Here is a 20,545-nt window from a genome sequence, read left to right as displayed (position 1 = left end):
CCTCCATTGCGGCGGCGTCGACCAAGCGCAAGAGCCTCTGGCTCGTTGCTCTCCGCAACCCGAACGTGATCTTCGGCGGCCTCATCCTGCTGACCATGCTGGTGATCGCCATCCTGGCGCCGTTCCTCGGCACCGTGGACCCGACGCGCATCGACCCGGCGGCCCGCAACAAGAAGCCGGGCACCGAGATCACCTATCGCCTCGACGACGGGACGACGGCCAAGCGCGTCGCCATCATGGGCACCGACAGCCTGGGCCGCGACGTCTACAGCCGCGTGCTCTACGGGGCACGTGTCTCGCTGGCCGTCGGCGTCGCCGTCTCCATCATCGCGGTCGCCATCGGCATGGTGATCGGCCTGGTGTCCGGCTACATCCGCTGGGCCGACGGGATCATCATGCGCGTCATGGATGGGTTGATGGCGATCCCGGGCATATTGCTCGCGATCGCCCTCGTCTCGATCTGGCGCGCCGGCCTGATCACCGTGGTGTTCGCCATCGTCGTGCCCGACGTGCCCCGTGTCGTGCGCCTCGTGCGCTCGATCGTGCTGACGGTGCGCGAGGAGCCCTATGTCGAGGGCGCGATCTCGGTCGGCACGCCGACCTGGATCCTGATGTTCCGCCACATCCTGCCCAACACCGTGGCGCCGCTGATCGTGCAGGGCACCTTCCTCGCCGCCGCCGCGATCCTGACCGAGGCCGCGCTGTCGTTCCTCGGCATCGGCATCCCGCCGGAAATCCCGAGCTGGGGCAACATCATGGCCGAGGGCCGCACGCTGTTCCGCGTGTTCCCGCACAACATCCTCTATCCCGGCATCTTCCTTGCCTTGACGGTGCTGGCCATCAACATCATGGGCGACGGTCTGCGCGACACGCTTGACCCGAAAATGAGCAAGAAAGTCTGATGTCGACCGAAGCAAAGAAGCCCGTCCTCGAAGTCCGCAACCTCAGCGTCGCCCTGCCCAGGGGCGGCGACCGCGTCCATGCCGTCGAGAAGGTGAGTTTCACCGTCAATCCCGGCGAGATCGTCTGCCTCGTGGGCGAATCGGGCTCGGGCAAGTCGGTCATCGCCTTCACGGTGATGGGCCTGCTCGCCAAGGCGCTGAAGCCGACCTCGGGCGAGATCCTGCTCGAGGGCGAGAATATCCTGGCGGCCAGCGAGAGCCGGCTGCGCGAGCTTCGGTGCACGCGCATGTCGATGATCTTCCAGGAGCCGATGACGGCGCTCAATCCCGTCATGACCTGCGGCCAGCAGATCGACGAAGTGCTGAACACGCACACCGACCTCGACGCGGCGACGCGCAAGGCCAAGATCATCGCCATCCTGGACAGGGTGAAGTTGCCGGAGCCGGAGCGCATCTACGCCTCCTTCCCGCACCAGCTCTCGGGCGGCCAGCGCCAGCGCATCATGATCGCCATGGCGCTGGTGCTCGATCCCGTCCTGCTGATCGCCGACGAGCCGACCACCGCGCTCGACGTCACCACCCAGGCCGAGATCCTGAAGCTCGTCGCCGAGCTGCAGGCGGGCCAGGGCACCGGCGTGCTGTTCATCACCCACGATTTCGGCGTCGTGGCCGAAATCGCCCATCGCGTGGCCGTGCTGCGCTGGGGCGAGCTGGTGGAGATGGGTCCGACCGAGCAGATACTGTCGCGGCCGGTTCAGAGCTACACCAAGATGCTGATCTCGTCGGTGCCGTCGATCACGCCCGTCCATCGCGGCGTGCGGCGCGACGGCACCACCATCCTGCGCACCGAGAAGCTCGGCAAGATCTATACGGGCAACTCCTTCTTCCAGAAGGCGCGGGTCGTGAAGGCGGCCGTCGATGTCGACCTCGACATCCGCAAGGGCGAGACCCTGGGCATCGTGGGCGAATCCGGCTCGGGCAAGTCGACAGTGGCGCGCTGCATCGCCCGTCTGATCGATCCGACCGAAGGCAAGGTCTATATCGGCGACACCGAGATCGCGACCATGTCGGCGAGCAAGCTGAGGCCACATCGCCGCCGCGTGCAGATCGTCTTCCAGGACCCCTACCGCTCGATGAACCCGCGCATCACCGTGGGCGACTTCATCATCGAGGGGCCGATGAACTTCGGCATCAAGCGCGACGAGGCGATGGCCCGCGCGCGCAAGCTGATGGAAACCGTGCGGCTCGATCCCAACGCGCTCGACCGCTACCCGCACCAGTTCTCGGGCGGCCAGCGCCAGCGCATCTGCATCGCCCGGGCGCTCGCCATGGAGCCCGAGCTGCTGATCGCCGACGAGGCCGTGTCGGCGCTCGACGTGTCGGTGCAGAAGCAGGTGCTGGAGCTGCTGGACGAGATCCGCGTCCGCCTGAACCTCGCCGTGCTGTTCATCACCCACGACCTGCGCGTCGCCGCGCAGATCTGCGACTACGTCGCGGTGATGAGCAAGGGCCGCGTCGTCGAATACGGCTCGGCCGAACAGGTCTTCGGCTCGCCCAAGGCCGACTACACCAAGGCCCTGTTCGCCGCCGCCCCCGGCCGCCACTGGGAATTCGGCAAGTTCGCCGCTTGATCCTCTGATTTGGGCCCTCCCTGGAAGCCGTGCTAGGCTCGTCCCGCGACCAAGGAAAAGGCCCCCAAGGCAGCCGCTGCCGAGCCTCCCCCTGACCCGGCGCCGGACCAAACGGCACAACCGTGTTCAGGGAGGTTCAGATGGCGGAGAGCGTCTACAAAGTGGTCGAGCTGGTCGGTACCAGCAGCGAATCCTGGGAAAAGGCCGCCAAGGCGGCCGTCGACCGCGCAGCCAAGTCGCTGCGCGACCTGCGTGTCGCGGAGATCGTCGAGCAGGACATGGTGATCGAGAAGGGCAAGGTCACCGCCTACCGCAGCAAGGTGAAGCTCTCCTTCAAGTACGAAGGCGGCAGCTGAGCTCGTCGCTGGGTGCGCTCCACTCCTGTGGCGCGCACCCGGGCATGAGCTAAAGTCGCTCCATGTCCTCCGGTTTCCTCGAAGACGCATCCTTCAACCAGTCGCCTTCTTTCGGCGACGTGGACCTCTTCAACACCGACCGACCACTGGCGGACGCGGCGCAGCGTGCGGGACTGGATCTCGCGGCGCTGTCGTCCTGCGGCAGGGATTACGGCGCGGCCGAGACGCTCGATCTCGGCCGGCTCGCCAACGAGAACCTACCCAAGCTGCGCACCATGGACGGCAAGGGGAACCGGCTCGACCTGGTCGAATTCCATCCCGCCTATCACGCGCTGATGCGGAAGAGCATCGGCCACGGCATCCATGCCTCGGCCCATGACGGCAGCGACAAGCCGGCGCCGATGTCGGCACGCGCCGTCCGGCTCTATCTCGCGACGCAAGCCGAGAGCGGGCACATGTGCCCGATCACCATGACGCATGCCTGCGTGGGCGCGCTCCGCTCCGAGCCGGCGCTGCTCGCGAAGTGGCTGCCGAAGATCCGGACCCGCACCTACGATCCGCGGCCGCTGCCGTGGCGGGAGAAGAACGGCGTCACGCTGGGCATGGGTATGACCGAGCGCCAGGGCGGCACCGACGTGCGCGCCAACATCACGACCGCCATCGCGCACGGCGACCATGTCGAGATCACCGGCCACAAATGGTTCATGTCGGCACCGATGTGCGATGCCTTCCTCGTGCTCGCCCAATCAGAAGGCGGCCTCACCTGTTACCTGATGCCGCGCTACCGGCCCGACGGCTCGCAGAACGCGATCCGCTTCCAGCGGCTGAAGGACAAGCTCGGCAACAAGTCGAATGCCTCCTCCGAGGTCGAGTTCCACGGCGCCTGGGCCGAGCGCATCGGTGCAGAGGGCGCGGGCGTGCGCACCATCATCGAGATGGTGAACCTGACGCGGCTCGACTGCGCCATTGCCTCGGCCGGGCAGTCGCGCATCGCGCTCAGCCAGGCCCTGCACCACATCCGCAACCGCTCGGTCTTCCAGCGCCGCCTGGCCGACCAGCCGGCGATGCGCGCCGTCGCCGCCGACATGGCGTTGGAACTCGAGGCGCAGGTCGCGCTGGTGTTCCGCCTGCTCCGCGCCGCCGAGCATGCCGACCACGATCCGCGCGAGGCGGCCTATGCGCGGCTACTGACGCCCGCCGTGAAGTTCCTGGTGTGCAAGAGCACGCCGCAGCTCGTCTACGAGTCGCTCGAATGCCTGGGCGGCAACGGCTACACCGAGGATCTGCCGCTCGCCCGCTACTTTCGCGAGTCGCCGCTCAACGCCATCTGGGAAGGCTCCGGCAACGTCATGGCGCTCGACGTGCTGCGCGCCGCCGGCCGCCATCCCGAGGCCGCGACCGACACGCTCTCGCGCCTCGTGCGCACCGCCGACCAGGCTTTCAGGGCCGGTCCGCTGGCGCATTCCCTTGAGCAAATCCTGAAGTCGGGTGAGGCCGAGCGGCGGGCGCGTTTCCTGTGCGAGGGCCTGGCGAAGATCGCGGCCGTCGCAGCGCTGGTCGAAGCGGGTTCGCCCTTCGCCGCGCTCTATGCCGAGACGCGCCTCGGCGGCTCGCCCTTCGCGCAGTTCGGCAGCGCCGACCTTGGCGGCAGCGAAACCGCGCTGATGGACCGCGCGCTGGCGGCGTAGAGATGGGCGAATCTCTATCGTGGATCGCGATCAAGGGTCTCGACAGGGAGACCGTCTGCAGCCGCCTTCGTCTTTCGCCGACCGGAGCCACAGGTGACTACGCCGGAGGCAATATCGGCTCGCGCATGCTCTCCGACGGCTGGATATTGCTGGCTCTGGACCAAGTGGAACATCCACTCGTAGCCGAATCGGAATTGCAGAAACTGTCCGCCGATTGTGTGATCGTCGCCTGCAATGTTGAAGAACACGCGATGTACAGCTCGTCGGCATATTGGAAGGACGGCAAGTGCCTTTGGCATGTGGAGCACCAAGGAGATTCGGACAGTCCCGGCTTGAAGACGCTCGGTGAATTGCCCGCCGATTTCGCGACCATCGAAAAGCAATACCGTTCGAAACAATTGCTCGAGGACGAAACGAGCGCCGAGGCCGATTACATTTTTGAAGTTCCGTTAGTGCTGGCTCGGTCGATCACGGGCTTCAAGCACGACGAAACGCAATTCATGGACTTCGAGCTTCTCCGTTGGCAGGAGCCGAAATCTCGGTGGAAATTCTGGCAATAGCGGCCATGGAACAAGTCCTTGCCGCCGCGAGGTGCGACATGAGATTTTGGCCTTGGCGTTCCGGAACATTTTCCCAGTGAGTCACCGATCCCAATGAAAAAGATCTTCACGGCGTGCCTCGGCACGGAGACCAATACCTTTGCCTCGATCCCGACGGGGCACGGCCTGTTCGAGGAGACCTGCCTGTTCCGCAAGGGCAGCTACGGCGACAAGGTCCCGATGTTCGGGGCGCCGCTCGATGTGTGGCGCAAGCGGTCCGAGGCCAAGGGCTGGCAGGTGGTCGAGAGCCTCTGCGCCTTCGCCCAGCCGGCCGGCAAGACGGTGAAGAAGGTCTATGAGGCGTTCCGCGACGAGATCATCGCGGACCTGAAGGCCGCGATGCCGGTCGACGCGGTGTTCCTGTCCATGCACGGCGCCATGGTGGCCGAGGGCTACGACGACTGCGAAAGCGACCTGCTCGCCCATGTGCGCAAGGTCGTCGGTCCGGACCTGCCGGTCGGCGTCGAGCTCGATCTCCATTGCAACATCGGCGCAGGCACGATGCGCGACGCCACGGCGCTGGTCCTGTTCAAGGAATACCCGCATGTCGACGTGTCGGACCGGGCCGAGGACCTGTTCAACGTCATGGAAGGCGCCATCGAGGGCCGCACCAGGCCGGTGATGGCGACCTGGGACTGCCGCATGATCGGCGTGTTCCACACCACGCGCGAGCCGATGCGCGGCTTCGTCGACAAGCTGATGGCGATGGAAGGCAAGGACGGCGTGCTCTCCCTCTCCGTCGCCCACGGCTTCCCGTGGTCCGATATCAAGGAGATGAGCAGCCGCATCATCGCCGTCACCGACGGCGACAAGGCGAAGGCCGAGACGCTCGCCAGGGAGCTGGGCCAGGAGTTCTTCGCCATGCGCCAGGCCACCCAGCCCCCCTATGTCACGCTCGACGCCGCCATGGCACGTGTCTCTTCGCATAACCTGCCCAAGCCGATGGTGCTGGCCGACGTGTCGGACAATGCCGGCGGTGGTGCAGCGTCGGATTCGACCTTCATCCTGAAGGCGCTGCTCGACGGCAAGGTGAAGGACGCGGCCGTCGCCATGTTCTGGGATCCGGGCGCCGTGAAGCTCGCCTTCGAGGTCGGTGAAGGCGCCGAACTCGACATCCGCCTCGGCGGCAAGCTTGGTCCGCAATCGGGCGCGCCGGTCGATGCGCGCGCCAAGGTGCTGAAGCTCGAGAAGAACGTGTTCATCCAGTTCGGCGGCACCCGCAAGGGCACCAGCCCGATCGGCGATGCCGCGGCGCTGCAGATCGAGGGCGTGACGGTGATCGTCAACTCCACGCGCTCGCAGTGCCACAGCCTCGACTGCTTCACCAAGCTCGGCATCGATCCCTCGACCAAGAAGGTCGTCGTGGTGAAGTCGATGCAGCACTTCCATGCCGCCTACGCGCCGATCGCCAGCGAGGTGGTCTATGTCGCCGCCCCCGGCGCGCTGGTGCCGGACTGGTCGCTGTTGCCCTACACCAAGGCCGACAAGACCCAGTGGCCCTTCGTCGCCAACCCGCACGCGTGAGGCGGCTGGCTCTTGTCTGCGCGATGGCGGTGCTTTCGAGCGCGGCCATCGCTCAATCTCCCAACGGTGTCAGGACGCTCGATCCACCCGGCGCCCTCAAGGCCGAGGGCACCTGGAGCCTCGGCGCCCGGGCCGGTGATTTCGTCTTCGTCGCCGGCATGCAGGGCGTCGATCCCGCGACCAACAGACTGGTCGAAGGCAACGAAGCGCGCATCCGCCAGGCTTTCCTCAACATCAAACTGATCGCCCAGTCGGAAGGCGCGACGCTGCAGGATTGCGTGCGCCTCACGATCTATGTGAGCGATCTCGCCACCATCGCGCCGCTGGTCGACAAGGTGCAGGCCGAACTCTGGGGCAAGCCGCCCTACCCGCCGCGCACCATGTTCGAGGCGAAGAAGCTGTTCGACGGCGACATCATCGAGATCGATAGCGTCTTCTACGCGCCGCTGAAGAAGTGATTTGACCGAGCTGCCTCAATGGAGCGCGCCACTCCAGTGGCGCTCATGAGCTTGATTGCGCCACTGGAGTGGCGCGCTCCATTACTACGCCTCTACCTCGGCAGGGCCGCCTGCTCCACGGCGGGCATGACGGTGGTCGCGCCCTTTTCCTTCTCCGTCGCCTGCGCCGTCCGCGTGGGATCGTAGCGGCGTTCGAGCCAGCGTTGCGCGCGGTCCCAGAGCGTCGTCAGGACCAGGTAGTAGACAGCGGCGGCGGCGAAGACTTCGAGCACGTCGAACTTGATCTGCATGATCATCTCGGCGCGCCGCATCAGCTCCTCCATCGAGATCACCGAGGCGATCGACGTGGCCTTCAGGAGGCCGTTCACCGAATTGCCCAGCGCCGGCAGGATGATCCGCGTCGCCTGCGGCAGCAGCACCTTGCGCAGCGCCAGCGACCGCGAGAGGCCCAGCGCCTTGGCCGCGTCGTGCTGGCCGGCCGGGATGGCCAGGAACCCGCCGCGGATGATCTCGGCCATGTAGGCCGCCTCGTTCAGTATCAGGGTCACGATCACCGAGGTGATCACGCCGAACTTGATGCCGAGTTGCGGCAGGCCCGAATAGATCATCACCATCTGGATCAGGAGCGGCGTGCCGCGGAAGAACCAGATGTAGCCCTGCGCGATCTTGCTGACCGGACCGTGACGCGAGGCGCGCATCAACGCGATGGTGAGGCCAAGGATCAGCCCGCCCGCCAGCCCCGCCACGGTGAGGCCGGCGGTAACGAAGACGCCGACGATCAGGAACTGGTTCGTCAGCGCCGCGTAGAAGTCGCCGAGGTCGAAGCCTCTCATGCTACGGCCGTTGCGATATCAGGTCGGGCCGGGACCGCGGATCGCGAAGGTCTCGACCGGCAGCTTGGTGAGACCGTACTTGTCGAACAGCTTGTCGTAATAGCCGTCCTTCTTGAGCTCCGTGAGCGCGGCCGCGACCTTCTCCGCGACGTTCTTGTTGCGATACATCTGCGTCGTCGGCGCGCTGCCCAGCCCGGTCGCAGTGATCTCGATCAGGCCGCGGCGCTTGATCTCGACCGCCGTCACGTCGATCAGGATCGCCGTCTCGACCTGGCCCGCGCGCAAGGCGGCCAGCACGTCGGTGGCGGTCTTGAAGGTCAGGACCTCGATCGGCTTGGCGCCCTTGGCGACCTGCTCCTTGTCGACGCCGCGCAGCCAGCGCTCCTGGTAGGAATTGACCTCGACGCCCGCCTTGCGGCCGGCCAGCGACTCGGCGTCGGTGAGTTTCAGCGGCGAGTTCGCGGTGACCGTGAGCGCAATGGTCTGCTGCGCATAGGGAACGGTGTAGGCGATCTTCGAGCGCTCCTCGGTCCAGAACATGCCGGTGTTCACGCCGTCGAACCGGCCGCTCTGCATCGCCGGGATCATCGGCGGGAAGTCCATGCGGATCAGCTCGAGCGGGATGCAGAGCTTCTTGGCGATCTCGCGCATGAGATCCACGTTCAGCCCCTGTAGTTCACCCTTCTCGTCGACGAACTGCTGTGGCGGCAGGGTCGGATTGATCGACATCTGCAGCTTGCCCGGTGACACCAGGTCGGCATTGGCGATGGCCGGCTTGCAGTCTTGCGCCAGGGCCGGCGCGGCGGCGAGGCCGAGCGACAGAACGAGTGCGGAGAGCCGACGAGCGCGCATGACATCCATCCTTGCTTGGGGGTGCCGTCGGCAAGGGGACGGCACAGGGCTTGCAGCGGTTCCGGGCGAAACCTCGCACCCGAACTCGCACCTGAAACTGCAATAACGGTGCCACCGAAGGAGACGACGATGTCCGAGCAGTTCGATTGGCGCAGCGCCGCGTCGGCGCGCGGACTGAAGGTGAGCGACCTCGCCGAGAATGTCGCGACGTCGATCGAAGGCATCGACCTCGGCGACGACCACGACGAGGAGATGATCGCCATCATCCGCGCCGCCTGCGTTGCACGGACCCTGCTGCTGTTCCGCGGCCAGGAGAAGCTTTCACCCGCCGGCTATCTCGCCTTCGCCAACCGCTTCGGCGGCCGCCCGGACCTGCACTCGCTCCGCCACTATTGCCTGGCCGATCACCACGAGATCTTCGTCGTCGGCAACGTGCACGAGGACCAGGCGAAGGTCGGCTCGCCCAAGGTCGGCCTCAACTGGCACACCGACCACTATCACCTGCCCGAGCCCGGCCTGTTCACCTACCTGCACGCCATCCAGGTGCCGGAGGGCCAGGGCGACACGCGCTACGCCAACGGCATCGCCGCCTACGAGGCCCTGCCCGATGCCAAGCGCGCCGAGATCGACGGGCTGAAGGTCCTGCACAGCCGCGCCCGCCTGTTCCGCAACCTGTTCCCCGAGGCGACCGAGGAGGAGGCGGAAGCCGAGCGCCTGAAAATCCCCGACGTGGTGCACCCGCTGGTCCGCACCCATCCCGAGATCGGCAAGCGCGGCCTCTATCTCGGCGGCGAATGGGGGTCGTGCATCGACGGCCTGCCGGCCGACGAGGCGCAGGCGCTCTACGACGAGCTGCTGCAGCACATGATCCAGGACCGCTTCTCCTACCAGCACCGCTGGCAGCCGGGCGACGTGCTGATGTCGGACAATCGCTGCAGCCTGCACCGGGCCAGCGAATGGGACGAAGCGACCCAGATCAGGCGCTTGCACCGCATCATCATGATCGACGACAAGGTGCCTTACTGAAGCGACGAAAAGTCCTGTATTTCAGGGCGTTTACAGACCATCGACTCATTGGTATGTTCCGCCCCGTCGCGGCCCGGGATGGCCGTTTTGTCGTTTTAGATCAACGGCTTAACGATTTCCCGCCCCGGCGCGAGGAACGCGATCCATGAAGATTATCACCGGCAACAGCAATAAACCGCTGGCCGAAGCCATTTCCGCCAAACTGGCCCTGCCGCTGGTCAAGGCCAATATCCGCCGGTTCTCCGACAACGAGATCTTCGTCGAGATCCTGGAGAATGTCCGCGGCGAGGACGTGTTCGTCATCCAGTCGACGAGCTTTCCGGCCAACGACCATCTGATGGAATTGCTGATCACCATCGATGCGCTGCGCCGCAGCTCGGCCCGCCGCATCACGGCGGTGATCCCCTATTTCGGCTACGCCCGCCAGGATCGCCGGACCGGCTCGCGCACGCCGATCTCGGCCAAGCTGGTCGCCAACCTGATCACCCATGCCGGCGCCAATCGCGTGCTGACGCTCGACCTGCATGCCGGCCAGATCCAGGGCTTCTTCGACATCCCGCTCGACAATCTCTATGCCGGCCCGGTCTTCTCCAAGGACATCAAGGAGACCTTCTCCAACCGCAGCCTGACCGTCGTGTCGCCCGACACCGGCGGCGTGGTCCGCGCCCGCGCCATCGCCAAGCGCATCGATGCCGACCTGGCCATCATCGACAAGCGCCGCGAGGCGGCCGGTGTCAGCGAAGTCATGAACGTCATCGGCGACGTGAAGAACCGCGACTGCATCCTGATCGACGACATCGTCGATTCGGGCGGCACGCTGTGCAACGCCGCGGTCGCCCTGATGGATCAGGGCGCCACCTCGGTCTCGGCCTATATCACGCACGGCGTGCTGTCGGGCGGCGCGGTCGCCCGCGTCGCGGCCTCGCCGATCGAGAAGATGGTCATCACCGACTCGATCATGCCGACCGAGGCGGTGCGCGTGTCGCCGAACATCCGGCCGCTCAGCATCGCCACGCTGATGGCCGAGGCGATGCGGCGCATCACCGACGAGACCTCGGTGTCGAGCCTGTTCGAATAGACGTCAAAGGAATTCAAGAGATCCGGCGATGGGCACCCCTGGAGGCCACGCCGCGATAAGAGAGCAACCCAAGGAGAAGTTGAAATGGCAGAGACGACCAAAGTCGTCGCGAAGATGAGGGACCGGGCCGGTAAAGGGGGCGCCCGCTCCAGTCGTCGCGAAGGACTGATTCCCGCCGTGATCTACGGCGACAAGCAAGCCCCGGTGATGATCGCCGTCGAGCCGAAGACGATCGAGCGCGAGATTCACAAGGAAGGCTACTTCAATCACCGCATGAAGATCGCCGTCGATGGCACGGACTACGACGTCCTGCCGCGCGACGTGCAGGTCGATCCGGTGACGGACCGTCCTCTGCATCTCGACTTCCTGCGCATCGGGCCTGAGTCGGTCATCACCGTGCAGGTGCCCGTGCATTTCCGCAACGAGCTGGCCTCGCCCGGCCTCAAGCGCGGCGGCGTTCTGAACGTCGTGCTGCACGAGATCACCATCCGCACCAAGGCCGACTCCATTCCGGAGTATTTCGAGGTCGACCTGACCGGTCTCGAGATCGGCCACTCGATCCACATGTCGACGCTCAACATTCCCGAGAGCGCGCGCGTGGTGAGCCGCGACAAGAACGCGACCGTGGCGTCGATCGCCGCGCCGACCGTGGCGCGCGAAGCGGCCGCGACGGATGCTCCGGCCGACGGCGCTGCGGCGGCGGCTCCGGCGGCGGGTGCGGCGGCTCCGGCAGCGGGCGGCAAGGCCGCCGCTCCGGCCAAGGCCCCCGCTCCGGCGAAGAAGTAACGAGCAAGCGAAGGCTCCGCTCGGTCGATGCTTCTGCTGGTTGGGCTCGGCAATCCCGGGCCGCGCTACGCGGGGCACCGGCACAACGTTGGATTCATGGCGGTGGACGAGATCGTCCGCCGCCGTGTCTTCTCCCCCTGGCGTGCGCGCTTCAACGGCGAGGTGGCCGAAGGCCATCTGGGCGGCGAACGCGTCATCGCCCTGAAACCCATGACGTTCATGAACGAGTCGAGCAAGGCCGTGGGCGAAGCCGTGCGCTTCCTCAAGGTTCCGCTCGACCGGCTGGTCGTCTTCCACGACGAACTCGACATCGCCCCCGGACGGGTGCGCATGAAGAAGGGCGGCGGCGCCGGCGGGCATAACGGCCTGCGCGACATCGACGCCCATGTCGGCAAGGACTACCGCCGGGTCCGCATCGGCATCGGCCATCCCGGCCACAAGGACCTGGTGCTGCACTGGGTGCTGCGCGACTTCGAACGCGACGAGCGCGATCCGAAGGACGGCTGGGTCCCGAAGGTGCTGAACGCGCTGGCCGAGGAATCGGCGCTGCTGGTCGAAGGCGGCGCCAAGGCCGACGAAAAATATATGAGCCGGGTGGCGCATCTCGCGCCGCCTCCCGATCTTCCGGCCCGCCTCGACATCAAGGGCGCCCAGGACAGCTAAGAACAGCAAAGAGTAGACCCATGGGCTTCAATTGCGGAATCGTCGGCCTGCCCAATGTCGGCAAGTCGACCCTGTTCAACGCGCTGACCGCCACCCAGGCGGCGCAGGCGGCCAACTATCCGTTCTGCACCATCGAGCCCAATGTCGGCCGGGTCGCCGTGCCCGATCCTCGGCTCGACAAGCTCGCGGCCATCGCGACCTCGGCCAAGATCATCAACACCCAGCTCGAATTCGTCGACATCGCCGGTCTCGTGAAGGGCGCGTCGCGTGGCGAAGGACTGGGCAACCAGTTCCTCGGCAACATCCGCGAGGTCGATGCGATCGCCCATGTGCTGCGCTGCTTCGAGGATGGCGACGTCACGCATGTGAGCGGCAAGGTCGATCCGGTGAGCGACGCCGAGGTCGTCGAGACCGAGCTGATGCTGGCCGACATGGACAGCCTCGAGAAGCGCCTGCCCAATCTGGAGAAGAAGGCCAAGGGCGGCGACAAGGACTCTGCCGCCGAAGTTCCCGTCGTGAAGAAGGCGCTCGACGCGCTGCGCGACGGCAAGCCGGCCCGCGAGGCCAAGCTCAGCGACGACGAGCGCGCGATCTTCGGCCGCCTGCAGCTCATCACCGCCAAGCCGATGATGTACGTGCTGAACGTCGAGGAGAGCTCGGCGGCGACCGGCAACGAGCACAGCGCCAAGGCCGAGGCCTTCGCCAAGTCGCGCGGCATGCCGTCGGTCGTGATCTCGGCCGCCATCGAGGCCGAGGTGGCGCAGCTCCCGGCCGAGGATCAGGCCGACTATCTCTCGTCGCTCGGCCTGGAAGAGACCGGCCTCGCCCGCGTCGTGCGCGCGGGCTATGCGCTGCTCGACCTCGTGACCTTCTTCACGGTCGGCCCGAAGGAAGCCCGCGCCTGGACGGTGCACCGCGACGCCAAGGCGCCGGAAGCCGCCGGCGTTATCCACACGGATTTCGAGAAGGGCTTCATCCGCGCCGAGACCATCGCCTATGACGACTACGTCACCCTGAACGGCGAGGCGGGTGCGCGCGATGCCGGCAAGCTGCGGCTCGAGGGCAAGGAATACGCCGTCAAGGACGGGGATGTGTTTCACTTCAGGTTCAATGTCTGAAGCGCCTACGGCGCTTCAGACATTGAACCGGTGAGCGGCAGCGCTTGTAATCAAGCGCGAGAGCTCACTCGGCGCAGAATAGATAAGAAAGCCGAAAGGTCCCTCGCTACGCTCGGGATGACAATTACCGCTAAAACGGTGTCATCCCGAGCGTAGCGAGGGACCTTTCTCTTATGAGCCTATGATACCGCCGCCCTTCTTCGTGATCGCGACCACCGAAGGCCGCGGCGGCATGCCGTCCTTGAAATCCGGCCACCGGGTCGAGGGCTTCTCGAAGGTCGAGCCGCTATCCTCGCCCGGATGCTGGATGGCGAGAAACAGCGTGTTGTCGTCCGGCGAGAAGATCGGTCCGCACACTTCGGCGCCGGTCGGCGCCTGGTAGAAGCAGCGCGTCAGCGCGCGACCGAAGCCCATCGTGTCGGCGCCATAGACGCCGTCGGCGACACCCGCCGCCGACGGCGCGCCGTCGGTCACGATCCAGATGCGGCCCTTGCTGTCGAAGGCGATGTTGTCGGGGCAGCTCAGCCAGCCATTGTCCGACGTCGCACGATGATAGCGTGCGCCGGCATCCTGGCCGGGCTTGCCGGCCAGCAGGAAGATCGACCAGGCGCCTTCGTTCGACGCATGGTCGCCGTCCTTCGGAGTGATCTCGAGGATATGGCCGTGATCGTTGGTCGCCCGCGGATTGGCGCGATCGACCTGGTCGGCCTTGCGCAGGCCGTTGTTGGTCAGCACGACATAGACGCGGCCGTTGACCGGATTGGTCTCGATGTCCTCCGGCCGGTCCATCGGCGTGGGCTTCAGGAGATCGGCGGCCATCCGCGTCTTCACCAGCACGTCGCCCTGCGTCGCAAAGCCGTTCTCGGCGGTCAGCGGGCCCTGGCCCTGCACCAGCGGCAGCCACTCGACCTTGCCGTCGGCATTGAAGCGCGCGACCGAGAGCGTGCCCTCGTCCAGCAGGTTCTTGTTGGCGGCGCGATCGTTCGGGTTCCACGGCTTCGCGGTGACGAAGCGGTAGACATACTCGAAGCGCTCGTCGTCGCCGCTGTAGAGCACCACGCGGCCATCCTTGGCCATCGCATAGGTGCAACCTTCATGCTTGAAGCGGCCGAGCGCCGTGCGCTTGATGGGCGGTGAGTTGGGTTCATACGGATCGGTCTCGACCACCCATCCGAACCGATTGGGTTCGTTGGGCTCCTTGTCGAAGTTGAAGCGATCGACATGCTGGCCCCAGGCATTGGTCGCGCGCGCCACGCCGTAACGCTTGCCGAGTTCGGTATCCGCCGCACGCGCCGCATCGCCGTCGAAGTAGAAGTGGAAATTCTCCTCGCAGGTCAGCCACGTGCCCCACGGCGTGCTGCCGCCGGCGCAGTTGCCGAAGGTACCCAGCACCTTGGTGCCGGTCGGATCGGCCGAGGTCTTGAGCTTGTCATGGCCGGCCGCCGGGCCCGAAATCTCCATCGGCGTCGTGGCGGTGAGGCGTCGCGCGAACTTGCTGTCCGGCACGACCTTCCAGCCGGCACCGTCGCGCACGATCTCGATGATCGCGCCGCCGACCGATGCCATCTCGACCGCGACCTGGTCCTTGGTTGCCTTCAGCGCGGCGTCGCGTCCGCTTCCGAGGCCGGCGAACATCAGGTTGGGATTGGTATATTCGTGGTTGGCGACCATGAGGAAACGGTCGCCGCTGCGATTGCCGGCCGGCTGCGGATAGAGGCCGAGATAGTCGTTGTTGTAGCCGAAGCGCTTCTCCTGCTCGGCGGCCGTCAGCTTGGCCGGATCGAACTCCGAAGCGCCGCCCAGGATCGGATCACCCCAGCGGATCAGCACCTGCATCTCGTAGCCGTCGGCGACGTGCTGCGTCTTGTCGAGCGTGTGCGCCAGCTCCTTGAAGGTGAGCGTCGACGGACCGGCCGTCTGGGCCTCCGCATCCGTCGCCGCGAACGGGCTGCCGAGCGCCGCCGCGGCGCCGATCCCCGCCAGCCCGCGCAGTGCATCGCGGCGGCTGAGGCGGCGTTCGATCAGCTCGCCGATCGACGGTTCGGTGCTGGCGTTCACGCCGATATCGTCGGGGTCCGTGTAATCGTCACTCTGTGCGGCGGCCATGGTGAGCTCCTCGAAACGGTCCGCCTTGGGTAGCGGGCAAAAATGTCGTTTCCGTTACGATTTTGCGCGCGCCGCATCGCCGTCCACAAGCGACCGTCAGCAAACCGTAGCGCTAAGCCTGTAGCAGGCAGACGTCACACCTCATGAAGAGACAACCATGAAAACACGTCTGCTGCTTGCCGCCTCCGCGACCGCGCTCCTGCTGGCTGCCTTCCCCGCGTCGGCCCAGACCAAATATCCGGCCACCCTCGAAGGCCACGCGATCCTGCCGGCGATGACGCTGGTTCCCGCCCCGGCCGATGCGCCGCAGGAGCTGCAGATCTCCGGCCGCTATGCCGGCCCGACCGGCCAGCGGGTCGACACGCCCGAGAGCGTGCAGGCCTTCTCCGCCCTCTCCGACAAGGCGGCGCCGCGTCCCACCGGCCTCAGCCTGCCGCTGAAGGGCCAGGCCGTGCAGGGCCTGTCCGGCATCAAGAACATGAAGGACGGCACCTTCCTGACGCTGACCGACAACGGCTTCGGCTCAAAGGCCAATTCGCCGGACTCGATGCTGATGTTCCACGTGCTGAAGCCCGACTGGAAGAGCGGCGCCGTCGAGCGCGTCTCGACCAGCTTCCTCAGCGACCCGGACCGCAAGGTGCCGTTCCGCATCGTCAACGAGAACACCCCCAAGCGCTACCTGACCGGCGGCGACTTCGATCTCGAATCGGTGCAGCCGGTCGGCGACTTCCTGTACTTCGGCGAAGAGTTCGGCCCCTACCTGATCAAGACCGACAAGAGCGGCAAGGTCCTGCAGATCTTCGAGACCAAGGTCGACGGCAAGGTCGTGCGCTCGCCCGACCATCCCGCGATGACCATGCCGGGCGCGCCCGGTCCGGTGAAGTTCGAGGTCCGGCGCAGCAAGGGCTTCGAGGGCATGGCCCAGTCGCCCGACGGCAAGTTCCTCTATCCGCTGCTCGAAGGTCCGCTGGTGACCGAGTCGGGCGAGATGGAAGCCAAGGACGGCAAGCGCTTCCTGCGCATCCTCGAGTTCGATGTGGCCAAGGGCGAGTACACCGGCAAGAGCTTCAAGTACACGCTCGAAGCGCCGGCCAACGCCATCGGCGACTTCAACATGATCGACGCCAGTACCGGCCTGATCATCGAGCGTGACGACACCGAGGGCGACGCGGCCCAGGCCTGCAAGGACGGCGCCGTGAAGGCCGACTGCTTCAACGTGCCGGCCAAGTTCAAGCGCATCTACAAGATCGACCTCGGCCAGGCCGATGCCGACGGCTTCGTGAAGAAGGTCGGCTACATCGACCTGATGGACATCCAGGACCCGAACAAGGTCGCGCGCGCCGGCGCCAAGGACGGCAAGCTCACCTTCCCGTTCTTCACCATCGAGAATGTCGACCTGATCGACGCCGACCACATCATCGTCGGCAACGACAACAACCTGCCCTTCTCGTCGGGCCGCGCGCTCGGCAAGTCCGACGACAACGAGCTGATCCTCCTGAAGGTCACCGACCTCCTGAAGGCGAAGTAGCTCTCTCGCTTCTTCGACTTCCTCTCACGTCCCTCTCCCCCGCCGGGGGAGAGGCCAGGCGAAGGGAAACAACGGGCGCCGCCCCCGATACCCTGCAGGGCAATCGCATATGCCTCAAAGGGCCATGGTTGTTGGCGTTCTGAAGAAGGCGAAAGGTCCCTCGCTTACGCTCGGGATGACAAGTTTGCTGGGATTTGCGCAGTGCGCCGATCAAACAAACGGTGTCATCCCGAGCGTAAGCGAGGGACCCTTACCTCATGTCCGATTGCCCCCGATACGCTACCGCTCAGAGACGGTAGGACGGGTCGTCGCGGTCGATCTTGCGCAGCATCGCCTCGAAGCCGACATCGCCGAAATGGCGGTCGCCCACGCCCTGGCCGATCTTCGCCGTGGAGGCGATGACCTCCGGGCTCGGCAGGGCGAGGGGCGCGCCGCCCGACTGGGCCATGACCTGGATCTCGCAGGTCCGTTCGAGATTGTGCATCAGGGTGAAGGCCTCGGCGATGCTGCGGCCATGCGTCAGCGTGCCGTGATTGCGCAGGAACATCATGCGGTTGGCGCCGAGATTGGCGACGAACTTCTTCTGCTCCTCCGGCCGCAGGCCCGGCCCGTCGTAATCGTGGTAGCTGATCCGGCCGCTATAGGTGACGCCGAACTGGTTGATCGGCAGCAACCCCGACTGCTGCGCCGACACCGCCGTGCCGCAGATCGTGTGGAGATGCATCACCGCCTGCGCCTCGGGCGCCGCCTCGTAGACGACGCGATGGACGATCCAGCCGGCCGGATTGACCGCCTTGCCGGAGTTGGCGACGTCCTTGCCCTCGATGTCGACCACCATCAGGTTGGAGGCCGTCACCTCCTCGAACAGCATGCCGAACGGGATGAACAGGAAGCGGTCGGGATCGTCCGGCAGGCGGGCCGACAGGTGCGTGTAGATCATGTCGTCCATGGTGCGCCGGGCAAAGATGCGGTAGCAGGCCGCGAGCAGCCGACGAGTCTCCTGTTCGCCCTCGGTCGGTGCGTTGATGCGCTCCGCGGCCTTCGTCGCCATCGTTTCCTCCTCAGTTGAACGGGCTGTCCGGCACCTCGACCATCTTGATCGACGGGTCGAGATACTTGTTGGTGTAGAATGAGCTGAGCTCGTACGGCGTGCCGATGCCGAGATGGGTCTTCACCAGCTCGTAGTCGTCGCGCAGGCGGCTTTCATCCATGAAGCCGAGGCCGACCGTGCGCGAGACCTTGTCGCTCATGAGCTGCATGGTGAGCTTCCAGTTGACCATCTCGGCATCGAAGCGCAACGCCCCCACGGAATCGACCAGCGCCTGCACGCAGGGCTCGGGCGACTTGACGCACTCGGCATAGGCACGCTGCGTGACCTTGACGAAGCGCTCCACCACCGGCCCGCGCTCGGCGAGATACTTGCCGCCGACGAACAGGGTCAGGCCGTAGGGATTGATCCCCGCCTTCGACCAGGCGAGGTAGCCCATGTCGGGGCCCAGCTCGCGCGACATGATGCTGTGCAGATTGTAGAAGTTGGTCGTGATGTCGATGGCCTTCGACTTGAGGGCCGGCAACTTGCCGTTGGGATCGACATTCACCCAGGTGACGGAGTTCGGATCGACGCCGTTCTTGGCGGCAAGCGCCGGCCACAGGGCGCGCTGCGCATCGCCTGGTGGAACACCGATCTTCTTGCCGGCGAAATCCTTGACGCTCGAGATGCCCGAACTCTTCAGCCAGTACATGCCGAGCGCGGTGTTTGAGTAGATATTGAACACGGCCACGACATCGGCGCCCTTGCCGCGCCCCGTCATCGCCACGCCCATGTCGATCAGGCCGAAGGTCGACAGGCCGTTGGCGGTCTGCTGCATCGCACCGATCGAGCCCTTGCCCGGTTCGAGGGCAACATCGAGGCCCTCCTTCTCGTACCAGCCGAGCTTCTTGGCGTAGTACATCGCGGCGTGGTCGCCGCCCGGCACCCAATTGAGCGCCACCGACACCTTGTCCGCCGCCGCGGCGCCGCCCGCCCCAAAGACCAGCGCGGCGATCGCGCCGAGCCCCATCCAGTTTCTCGCCCGCATTGCCCTCTCCCTGCCCGAAGGTCCCTGGGATTGAGGTCAGCAAATCACATGCCGAATATCTTCTGGTACGCAAGTTGCGTGTCACCGCATCACCGAATGGAAAAGTGAAAAGAAGATGCTGGAAACGCTTGGTCACAAGACACTGGCCGTGGATGTCGAAGGAAACGGCGAGCCCGTCGTCTTCCTGCATGGGCTTGGCAGCACCTCGAACGTCTGGGAGCCGCAGGCCATGCACCTGCGGGACCGCTTCACGATCATCCGCTACGACCTGGAAGGCGCCGGCCGTTCGCCGCTCGCGGGATCCTTGTCGATCGAGGGCTGGGTGGCCGATCTCGCAGCCCTGCTCGACAAGCACGGCATCGCCAGGGCGCGCTTCGTTGGTCATTCGCTGGGCACGCTGATCCTGCAGCATTTCACCGTGCTCCATCCCGAGCGGGTCGTGAGCCTCGCGCTGATCGGCGTCAACCGCGCGCCGCCGGAGGCGCGGCGCGTGGCGGTGCGCGAGCGCGTGGCCAAGGTGCGGGCCGGGGGCATCGACCCGATCGCGCCCGGCATCGTCAAGGGCGGGCTGTCGCCCCACACCTTCGCCACCAAGCCCGAGGTCGTGGCCTTCGTGCGCGAGCTGCTGCTGCGCCAGAGCGCGGAGGGATATGCGGCCTGCTGCGAGGCGATGGCCGCCTCGCAGGCCGCGGATATCGCCAGGATCACCTGTCCGGTCATGGTGATCGCGGGCGAGGACGACGCCATCAGCCCGCCGGCCAACGGCTCGGGCTTCGCCGCCGAGCTGCCGAACGGCAGCTACCGCGCGATCGAGAAATGCGGCCATTGGCATCCCATCGAGCAGCCCGCCGCGCTCAACGCGATCCTGGACGATTTTCTCTAAGCAAGGAGACGGCACATGGCGCAAGGCAAGGCGCAGATCAGGCACATCGCCTTTTCCGTTCCCGATCCCGACAAGGCCGCGGAGTTCTACGAGAAGGTGTTCGGCCTCACGCGTGTCGGCAGCACGGAATCGCCGCTGGCCAGCGGCGTCTACGTCACCGACGGCTACATCAACATCGCGCTGCTGAAGTACCACAGCGACGAGATGGCCGGCATCAAGGAGGGCAAGGACTTCGTCGGCGTCCATCACATCGGCTTCCAGGTGCCCGACGCGACCGCGGCCAAGGAGAAGATCGAGAGCAACGGCGGCAAGTTCTTCATGGACCTGCCCAACCTCAAGGACACGCTCTACTACGAGGAAAAGTTCCGTGACCCCAACGGCGTCATCTTCGACATCTCCAAGCAGGGCTGGGTCACCAAGGCGGACTGAGCGGCGG

20 protein-coding genes are annotated in these 20,545 nt (G+C 65.8%); 15 read left to right on the top strand and 5 right to left on the bottom strand.

The window, feature by feature from the left end; genetic code table 11:
- Positions 1-5 precede the first annotated feature (5 nt).
- From AC1ROX_RS02335 to AC1ROX_RS02305, 7 genes are all read left to right on the top strand, one after another.
- Positions 6-902 (top strand): ABC transporter permease, encoded by an 897-nt coding sequence (locus tag AC1ROX_RS02335; RefSeq protein ID WP_493122515.1) that lies wholly within the window; start codon positions 6-8, stop codon positions 900-902.
- Positions 902-2,533 carry an ABC transporter ATP-binding protein gene (locus AC1ROX_RS02330; RefSeq protein ID WP_493121982.1) on the top strand — a complete coding sequence of 544 codons (1,632 nt, stop codon included), beginning with the start codon at positions 902-904 and terminating at the stop codon, positions 2,531-2,533. Before AC1ROX_RS02335 ends, AC1ROX_RS02330 begins: the two co-directional genes overlap by 1 nt.
- 140 nt (positions 2,534-2,673) lie before the next feature.
- Positions 2,674-2,889 carry a dodecin family protein gene (locus AC1ROX_RS02325; protein ID WP_493121980.1) on the top strand — a complete coding sequence of 72 codons (216 nt, stop codon included), beginning with the start codon at positions 2,674-2,676 and terminating at the stop codon, positions 2,887-2,889.
- 62 nt (positions 2,890-2,951) lie between these two features.
- Entirely contained in the window at positions 2,952-4,577 is a 1,626-nt protein-coding gene (locus AC1ROX_RS02320; RefSeq protein WP_493121978.1) for an acyl-CoA dehydrogenase family protein, read from the top strand.
- A 2-nt stretch (positions 4,578-4,579) separates the two neighbouring features.
- Positions 4,580-5,137, top strand: a complete 558-nt coding sequence (locus tag AC1ROX_RS02315; protein WP_493121976.1) for a hypothetical protein — start codon at positions 4,580-4,582, stop codon at positions 5,135-5,137.
- 93 nt (positions 5,138-5,230) lie between these two features.
- Positions 5,231-6,700: a M81 family metallopeptidase gene (locus tag AC1ROX_RS02310; protein ID WP_493121974.1), complete on the top strand. Its 1,470-nt coding sequence runs from the start codon at positions 5,231-5,233 to the stop codon at positions 6,698-6,700.
- Between the two features lie 23 nt (positions 6,701-6,723).
- The gene (locus AC1ROX_RS02305) at positions 6,724-7,158 is read left to right on the top strand and encodes a RidA family protein (RefSeq protein WP_493121972.1); all 435 of its coding nucleotides are present in this window, start codon (positions 6,724-6,726) and stop codon (positions 7,156-7,158) included.
- A 92-nt stretch (positions 7,159-7,250) separates the two neighbouring features.
- On the opposite strand, the gene AC1ROX_RS02300 is transcribed toward AC1ROX_RS02305, so the two are convergent.
- Positions 7,251-7,991 (bottom strand): amino acid ABC transporter permease, encoded by a 741-nt coding sequence (locus AC1ROX_RS02300; RefSeq protein ID WP_493121970.1) that lies wholly within the window; start codon positions 7,989-7,991, stop codon positions 7,251-7,253.
- Positions 7,992-8,009: 18 nt separating this feature from the next.
- Entirely contained in the window at positions 8,010-8,843 is an 834-nt protein-coding gene (locus AC1ROX_RS02295; protein WP_493121967.1) for an ABC transporter substrate-binding protein, read from the bottom strand.
- A gap of 129 nt (positions 8,844-8,972) precedes the next feature.
- Here AC1ROX_RS02295 and AC1ROX_RS02290 point away from each other — a divergent pair, with 129 nt between their 5' ends.
- From AC1ROX_RS02290 to ychF, 5 genes are all read left to right on the top strand, one after another.
- Entirely contained in the window at positions 8,973-9,869 is an 897-nt protein-coding gene (locus tag AC1ROX_RS02290) for a TauD/TfdA dioxygenase family protein (protein ID WP_493121965.1), read from the top strand.
- 145 nt (positions 9,870-10,014) lie between these two features.
- The gene (locus AC1ROX_RS02285) at positions 10,015-10,947 is read left to right on the top strand and encodes a ribose-phosphate pyrophosphokinase (protein ID WP_493121963.1); all 933 of its coding nucleotides are present in this window, start codon (positions 10,015-10,017) and stop codon (positions 10,945-10,947) included.
- A gap of 84 nt (positions 10,948-11,031) precedes the next feature.
- Complete coding sequence (locus AC1ROX_RS02280; RefSeq protein ID WP_493121961.1) at positions 11,032-11,733, top strand: 50S ribosomal protein L25/general stress protein Ctc; 702 nt, start codon at positions 11,032-11,034, stop codon at positions 11,731-11,733.
- Positions 11,734-11,760: 27 nt separating this feature from the next.
- On the top strand, positions 11,761-12,396 hold the full coding sequence (pth, locus tag AC1ROX_RS02275; protein WP_493121959.1) for an aminoacyl-tRNA hydrolase: 636 nt from the start codon (positions 11,761-11,763) through the stop codon (positions 12,394-12,396).
- A 20-nt stretch (positions 12,397-12,416) separates the two neighbouring features.
- Positions 12,417-13,514 carry a redox-regulated ATPase YchF gene (ychF, locus tag AC1ROX_RS02270; RefSeq protein ID WP_493121957.1) on the top strand — a complete coding sequence of 366 codons (1,098 nt, stop codon included), beginning with the start codon at positions 12,417-12,419 and terminating at the stop codon, positions 13,512-13,514.
- 171 nt (positions 13,515-13,685) lie between these two features.
- On the opposite strand, the gene AC1ROX_RS02265 is transcribed toward ychF, so the two are convergent.
- Positions 13,686-15,620 carry a PhoX family protein gene (locus tag AC1ROX_RS02265; RefSeq protein ID WP_493121955.1) on the bottom strand — a complete coding sequence of 645 codons (1,935 nt, stop codon included), beginning with the start codon at positions 15,618-15,620 and terminating at the stop codon, positions 13,686-13,688.
- 157 nt (positions 15,621-15,777) lie between these two features.
- On the opposite strand from AC1ROX_RS02265, the gene AC1ROX_RS02260 reads away from it, so the two are divergent.
- Entirely contained in the window at positions 15,778-17,148 is a 1,371-nt protein-coding gene (locus AC1ROX_RS02260) for an esterase-like activity of phytase family protein (RefSeq protein ID WP_493121953.1), read from the top strand.
- A 286-nt stretch (positions 17,149-17,434) separates the two neighbouring features.
- Here the strand turns inward: AC1ROX_RS02260 and AC1ROX_RS02255 are convergent, their stop codons facing one another.
- Complete coding sequence (locus AC1ROX_RS02255) at positions 17,435-18,199, bottom strand: class II aldolase/adducin family protein (RefSeq protein ID WP_493121951.1); 765 nt, start codon at positions 18,197-18,199, stop codon at positions 17,435-17,437.
- Positions 18,200-18,209: 10 nt separating this feature from the next.
- Positions 18,210-19,226 (bottom strand): ABC transporter substrate-binding protein, encoded by a 1,017-nt coding sequence (locus tag AC1ROX_RS02250; protein ID WP_493121949.1) that lies wholly within the window; start codon positions 19,224-19,226, stop codon positions 18,210-18,212.
- 115 nt (positions 19,227-19,341) lie between these two features.
- Here AC1ROX_RS02250 and AC1ROX_RS02245 point away from each other — a divergent pair, with 115 nt between their 5' ends.
- Entirely contained in the window at positions 19,342-20,109 is a 768-nt protein-coding gene (locus AC1ROX_RS02245; RefSeq protein ID WP_493121947.1) for an alpha/beta fold hydrolase, read from the top strand.
- A 15-nt stretch (positions 20,110-20,124) separates the two neighbouring features.
- Positions 20,125-20,538 (top strand): VOC family protein, encoded by a 414-nt coding sequence (locus AC1ROX_RS02240; protein ID WP_493121946.1) that lies wholly within the window; start codon positions 20,125-20,127, stop codon positions 20,536-20,538.
- Positions 20,539-20,545: the final 7 nt, after the last annotated feature.

The organism is Reyranella sp. GW821-FHT14A01 (genome assembly GCF_058803965.1).
The sequence above is the reverse complement of the archived record's forward strand: the minus strand, read 5'-3'. Positions and strand labels throughout refer to the sequence as shown.

What these genes read in the sequence shown, in the direction of transcription:
- pth (WP_493121959.1), top strand. Translation starts at nt 11,761, where the DNA reads ATGCTTCTGCTGGTTGGGCTCGGCAATCCCGGGCCGCGCTACGCGGGG.
- AC1ROX_RS02255 (WP_493121951.1), bottom strand. Translation starts at nt 18,199, where the DNA reads ATGGCGACGAAGGCCGCGGAGCGCATCAACGCACCGACCGAGGGCGAA.
- AC1ROX_RS02310 (WP_493121974.1), top strand. Translation starts at nt 5,231, where the DNA reads ATGAAAAAGATCTTCACGGCGTGCCTCGGCACGGAGACCAATACCTTT.
- AC1ROX_RS02250 (WP_493121949.1), bottom strand. Translation starts at nt 19,226, where the DNA reads ATGCGGGCGAGAAACTGGATGGGGCTCGGCGCGATCGCCGCGCTGGTC.
- AC1ROX_RS02240 (WP_493121946.1), top strand. Translation starts at nt 20,125, where the DNA reads ATGGCGCAAGGCAAGGCGCAGATCAGGCACATCGCCTTTTCCGTTCCC.
- AC1ROX_RS02295 (WP_493121967.1), bottom strand. Translation starts at nt 8,843, where the DNA reads ATGCGCGCTCGTCGGCTCTCCGCACTCGTTCTGTCGCTCGGCCTCGCC.
- AC1ROX_RS02330 (WP_493121982.1), top strand. Translation starts at nt 902, where the DNA reads ATGTCGACCGAAGCAAAGAAGCCCGTCCTCGAAGTCCGCAACCTCAGC.
- AC1ROX_RS02245 (WP_493121947.1), top strand. Translation starts at nt 19,342, where the DNA reads ATGCTGGAAACGCTTGGTCACAAGACACTGGCCGTGGATGTCGAAGGA.
- AC1ROX_RS02265 (WP_493121955.1), bottom strand. Translation starts at nt 15,620, where the DNA reads ATGGCCGCCGCACAGAGTGACGATTACACGGACCCCGACGATATCGGC.
- AC1ROX_RS02315 (WP_493121976.1), top strand. Translation starts at nt 4,580, where the DNA reads ATGGGCGAATCTCTATCGTGGATCGCGATCAAGGGTCTCGACAGGGAG.
- AC1ROX_RS02285 (WP_493121963.1), top strand. Translation starts at nt 10,015, where the DNA reads ATGAAGATTATCACCGGCAACAGCAATAAACCGCTGGCCGAAGCCATT.
- AC1ROX_RS02305 (WP_493121972.1), top strand. Translation starts at nt 6,724, where the DNA reads ATGGCGGTGCTTTCGAGCGCGGCCATCGCTCAATCTCCCAACGGTGTC.
- ychF (WP_493121957.1), top strand. Translation starts at nt 12,417, where the DNA reads ATGGGCTTCAATTGCGGAATCGTCGGCCTGCCCAATGTCGGCAAGTCG.
- AC1ROX_RS02290 (WP_493121965.1), top strand. Translation starts at nt 8,973, where the DNA reads ATGTCCGAGCAGTTCGATTGGCGCAGCGCCGCGTCGGCGCGCGGACTG.
- AC1ROX_RS02260 (WP_493121953.1), top strand. Translation starts at nt 15,778, where the DNA reads ATGAAAACACGTCTGCTGCTTGCCGCCTCCGCGACCGCGCTCCTGCTG.
- AC1ROX_RS02320 (WP_493121978.1), top strand. Translation starts at nt 2,952, where the DNA reads ATGTCCTCCGGTTTCCTCGAAGACGCATCCTTCAACCAGTCGCCTTCT.
- AC1ROX_RS02300 (WP_493121970.1), bottom strand. Translation starts at nt 7,991, where the DNA reads ATGAGAGGCTTCGACCTCGGCGACTTCTACGCGGCGCTGACGAACCAG.
- AC1ROX_RS02325 (WP_493121980.1), top strand. Translation starts at nt 2,674, where the DNA reads ATGGCGGAGAGCGTCTACAAAGTGGTCGAGCTGGTCGGTACCAGCAGC.
- AC1ROX_RS02280 (WP_493121961.1), top strand. Translation starts at nt 11,032, where the DNA reads ATGGCAGAGACGACCAAAGTCGTCGCGAAGATGAGGGACCGGGCCGGT.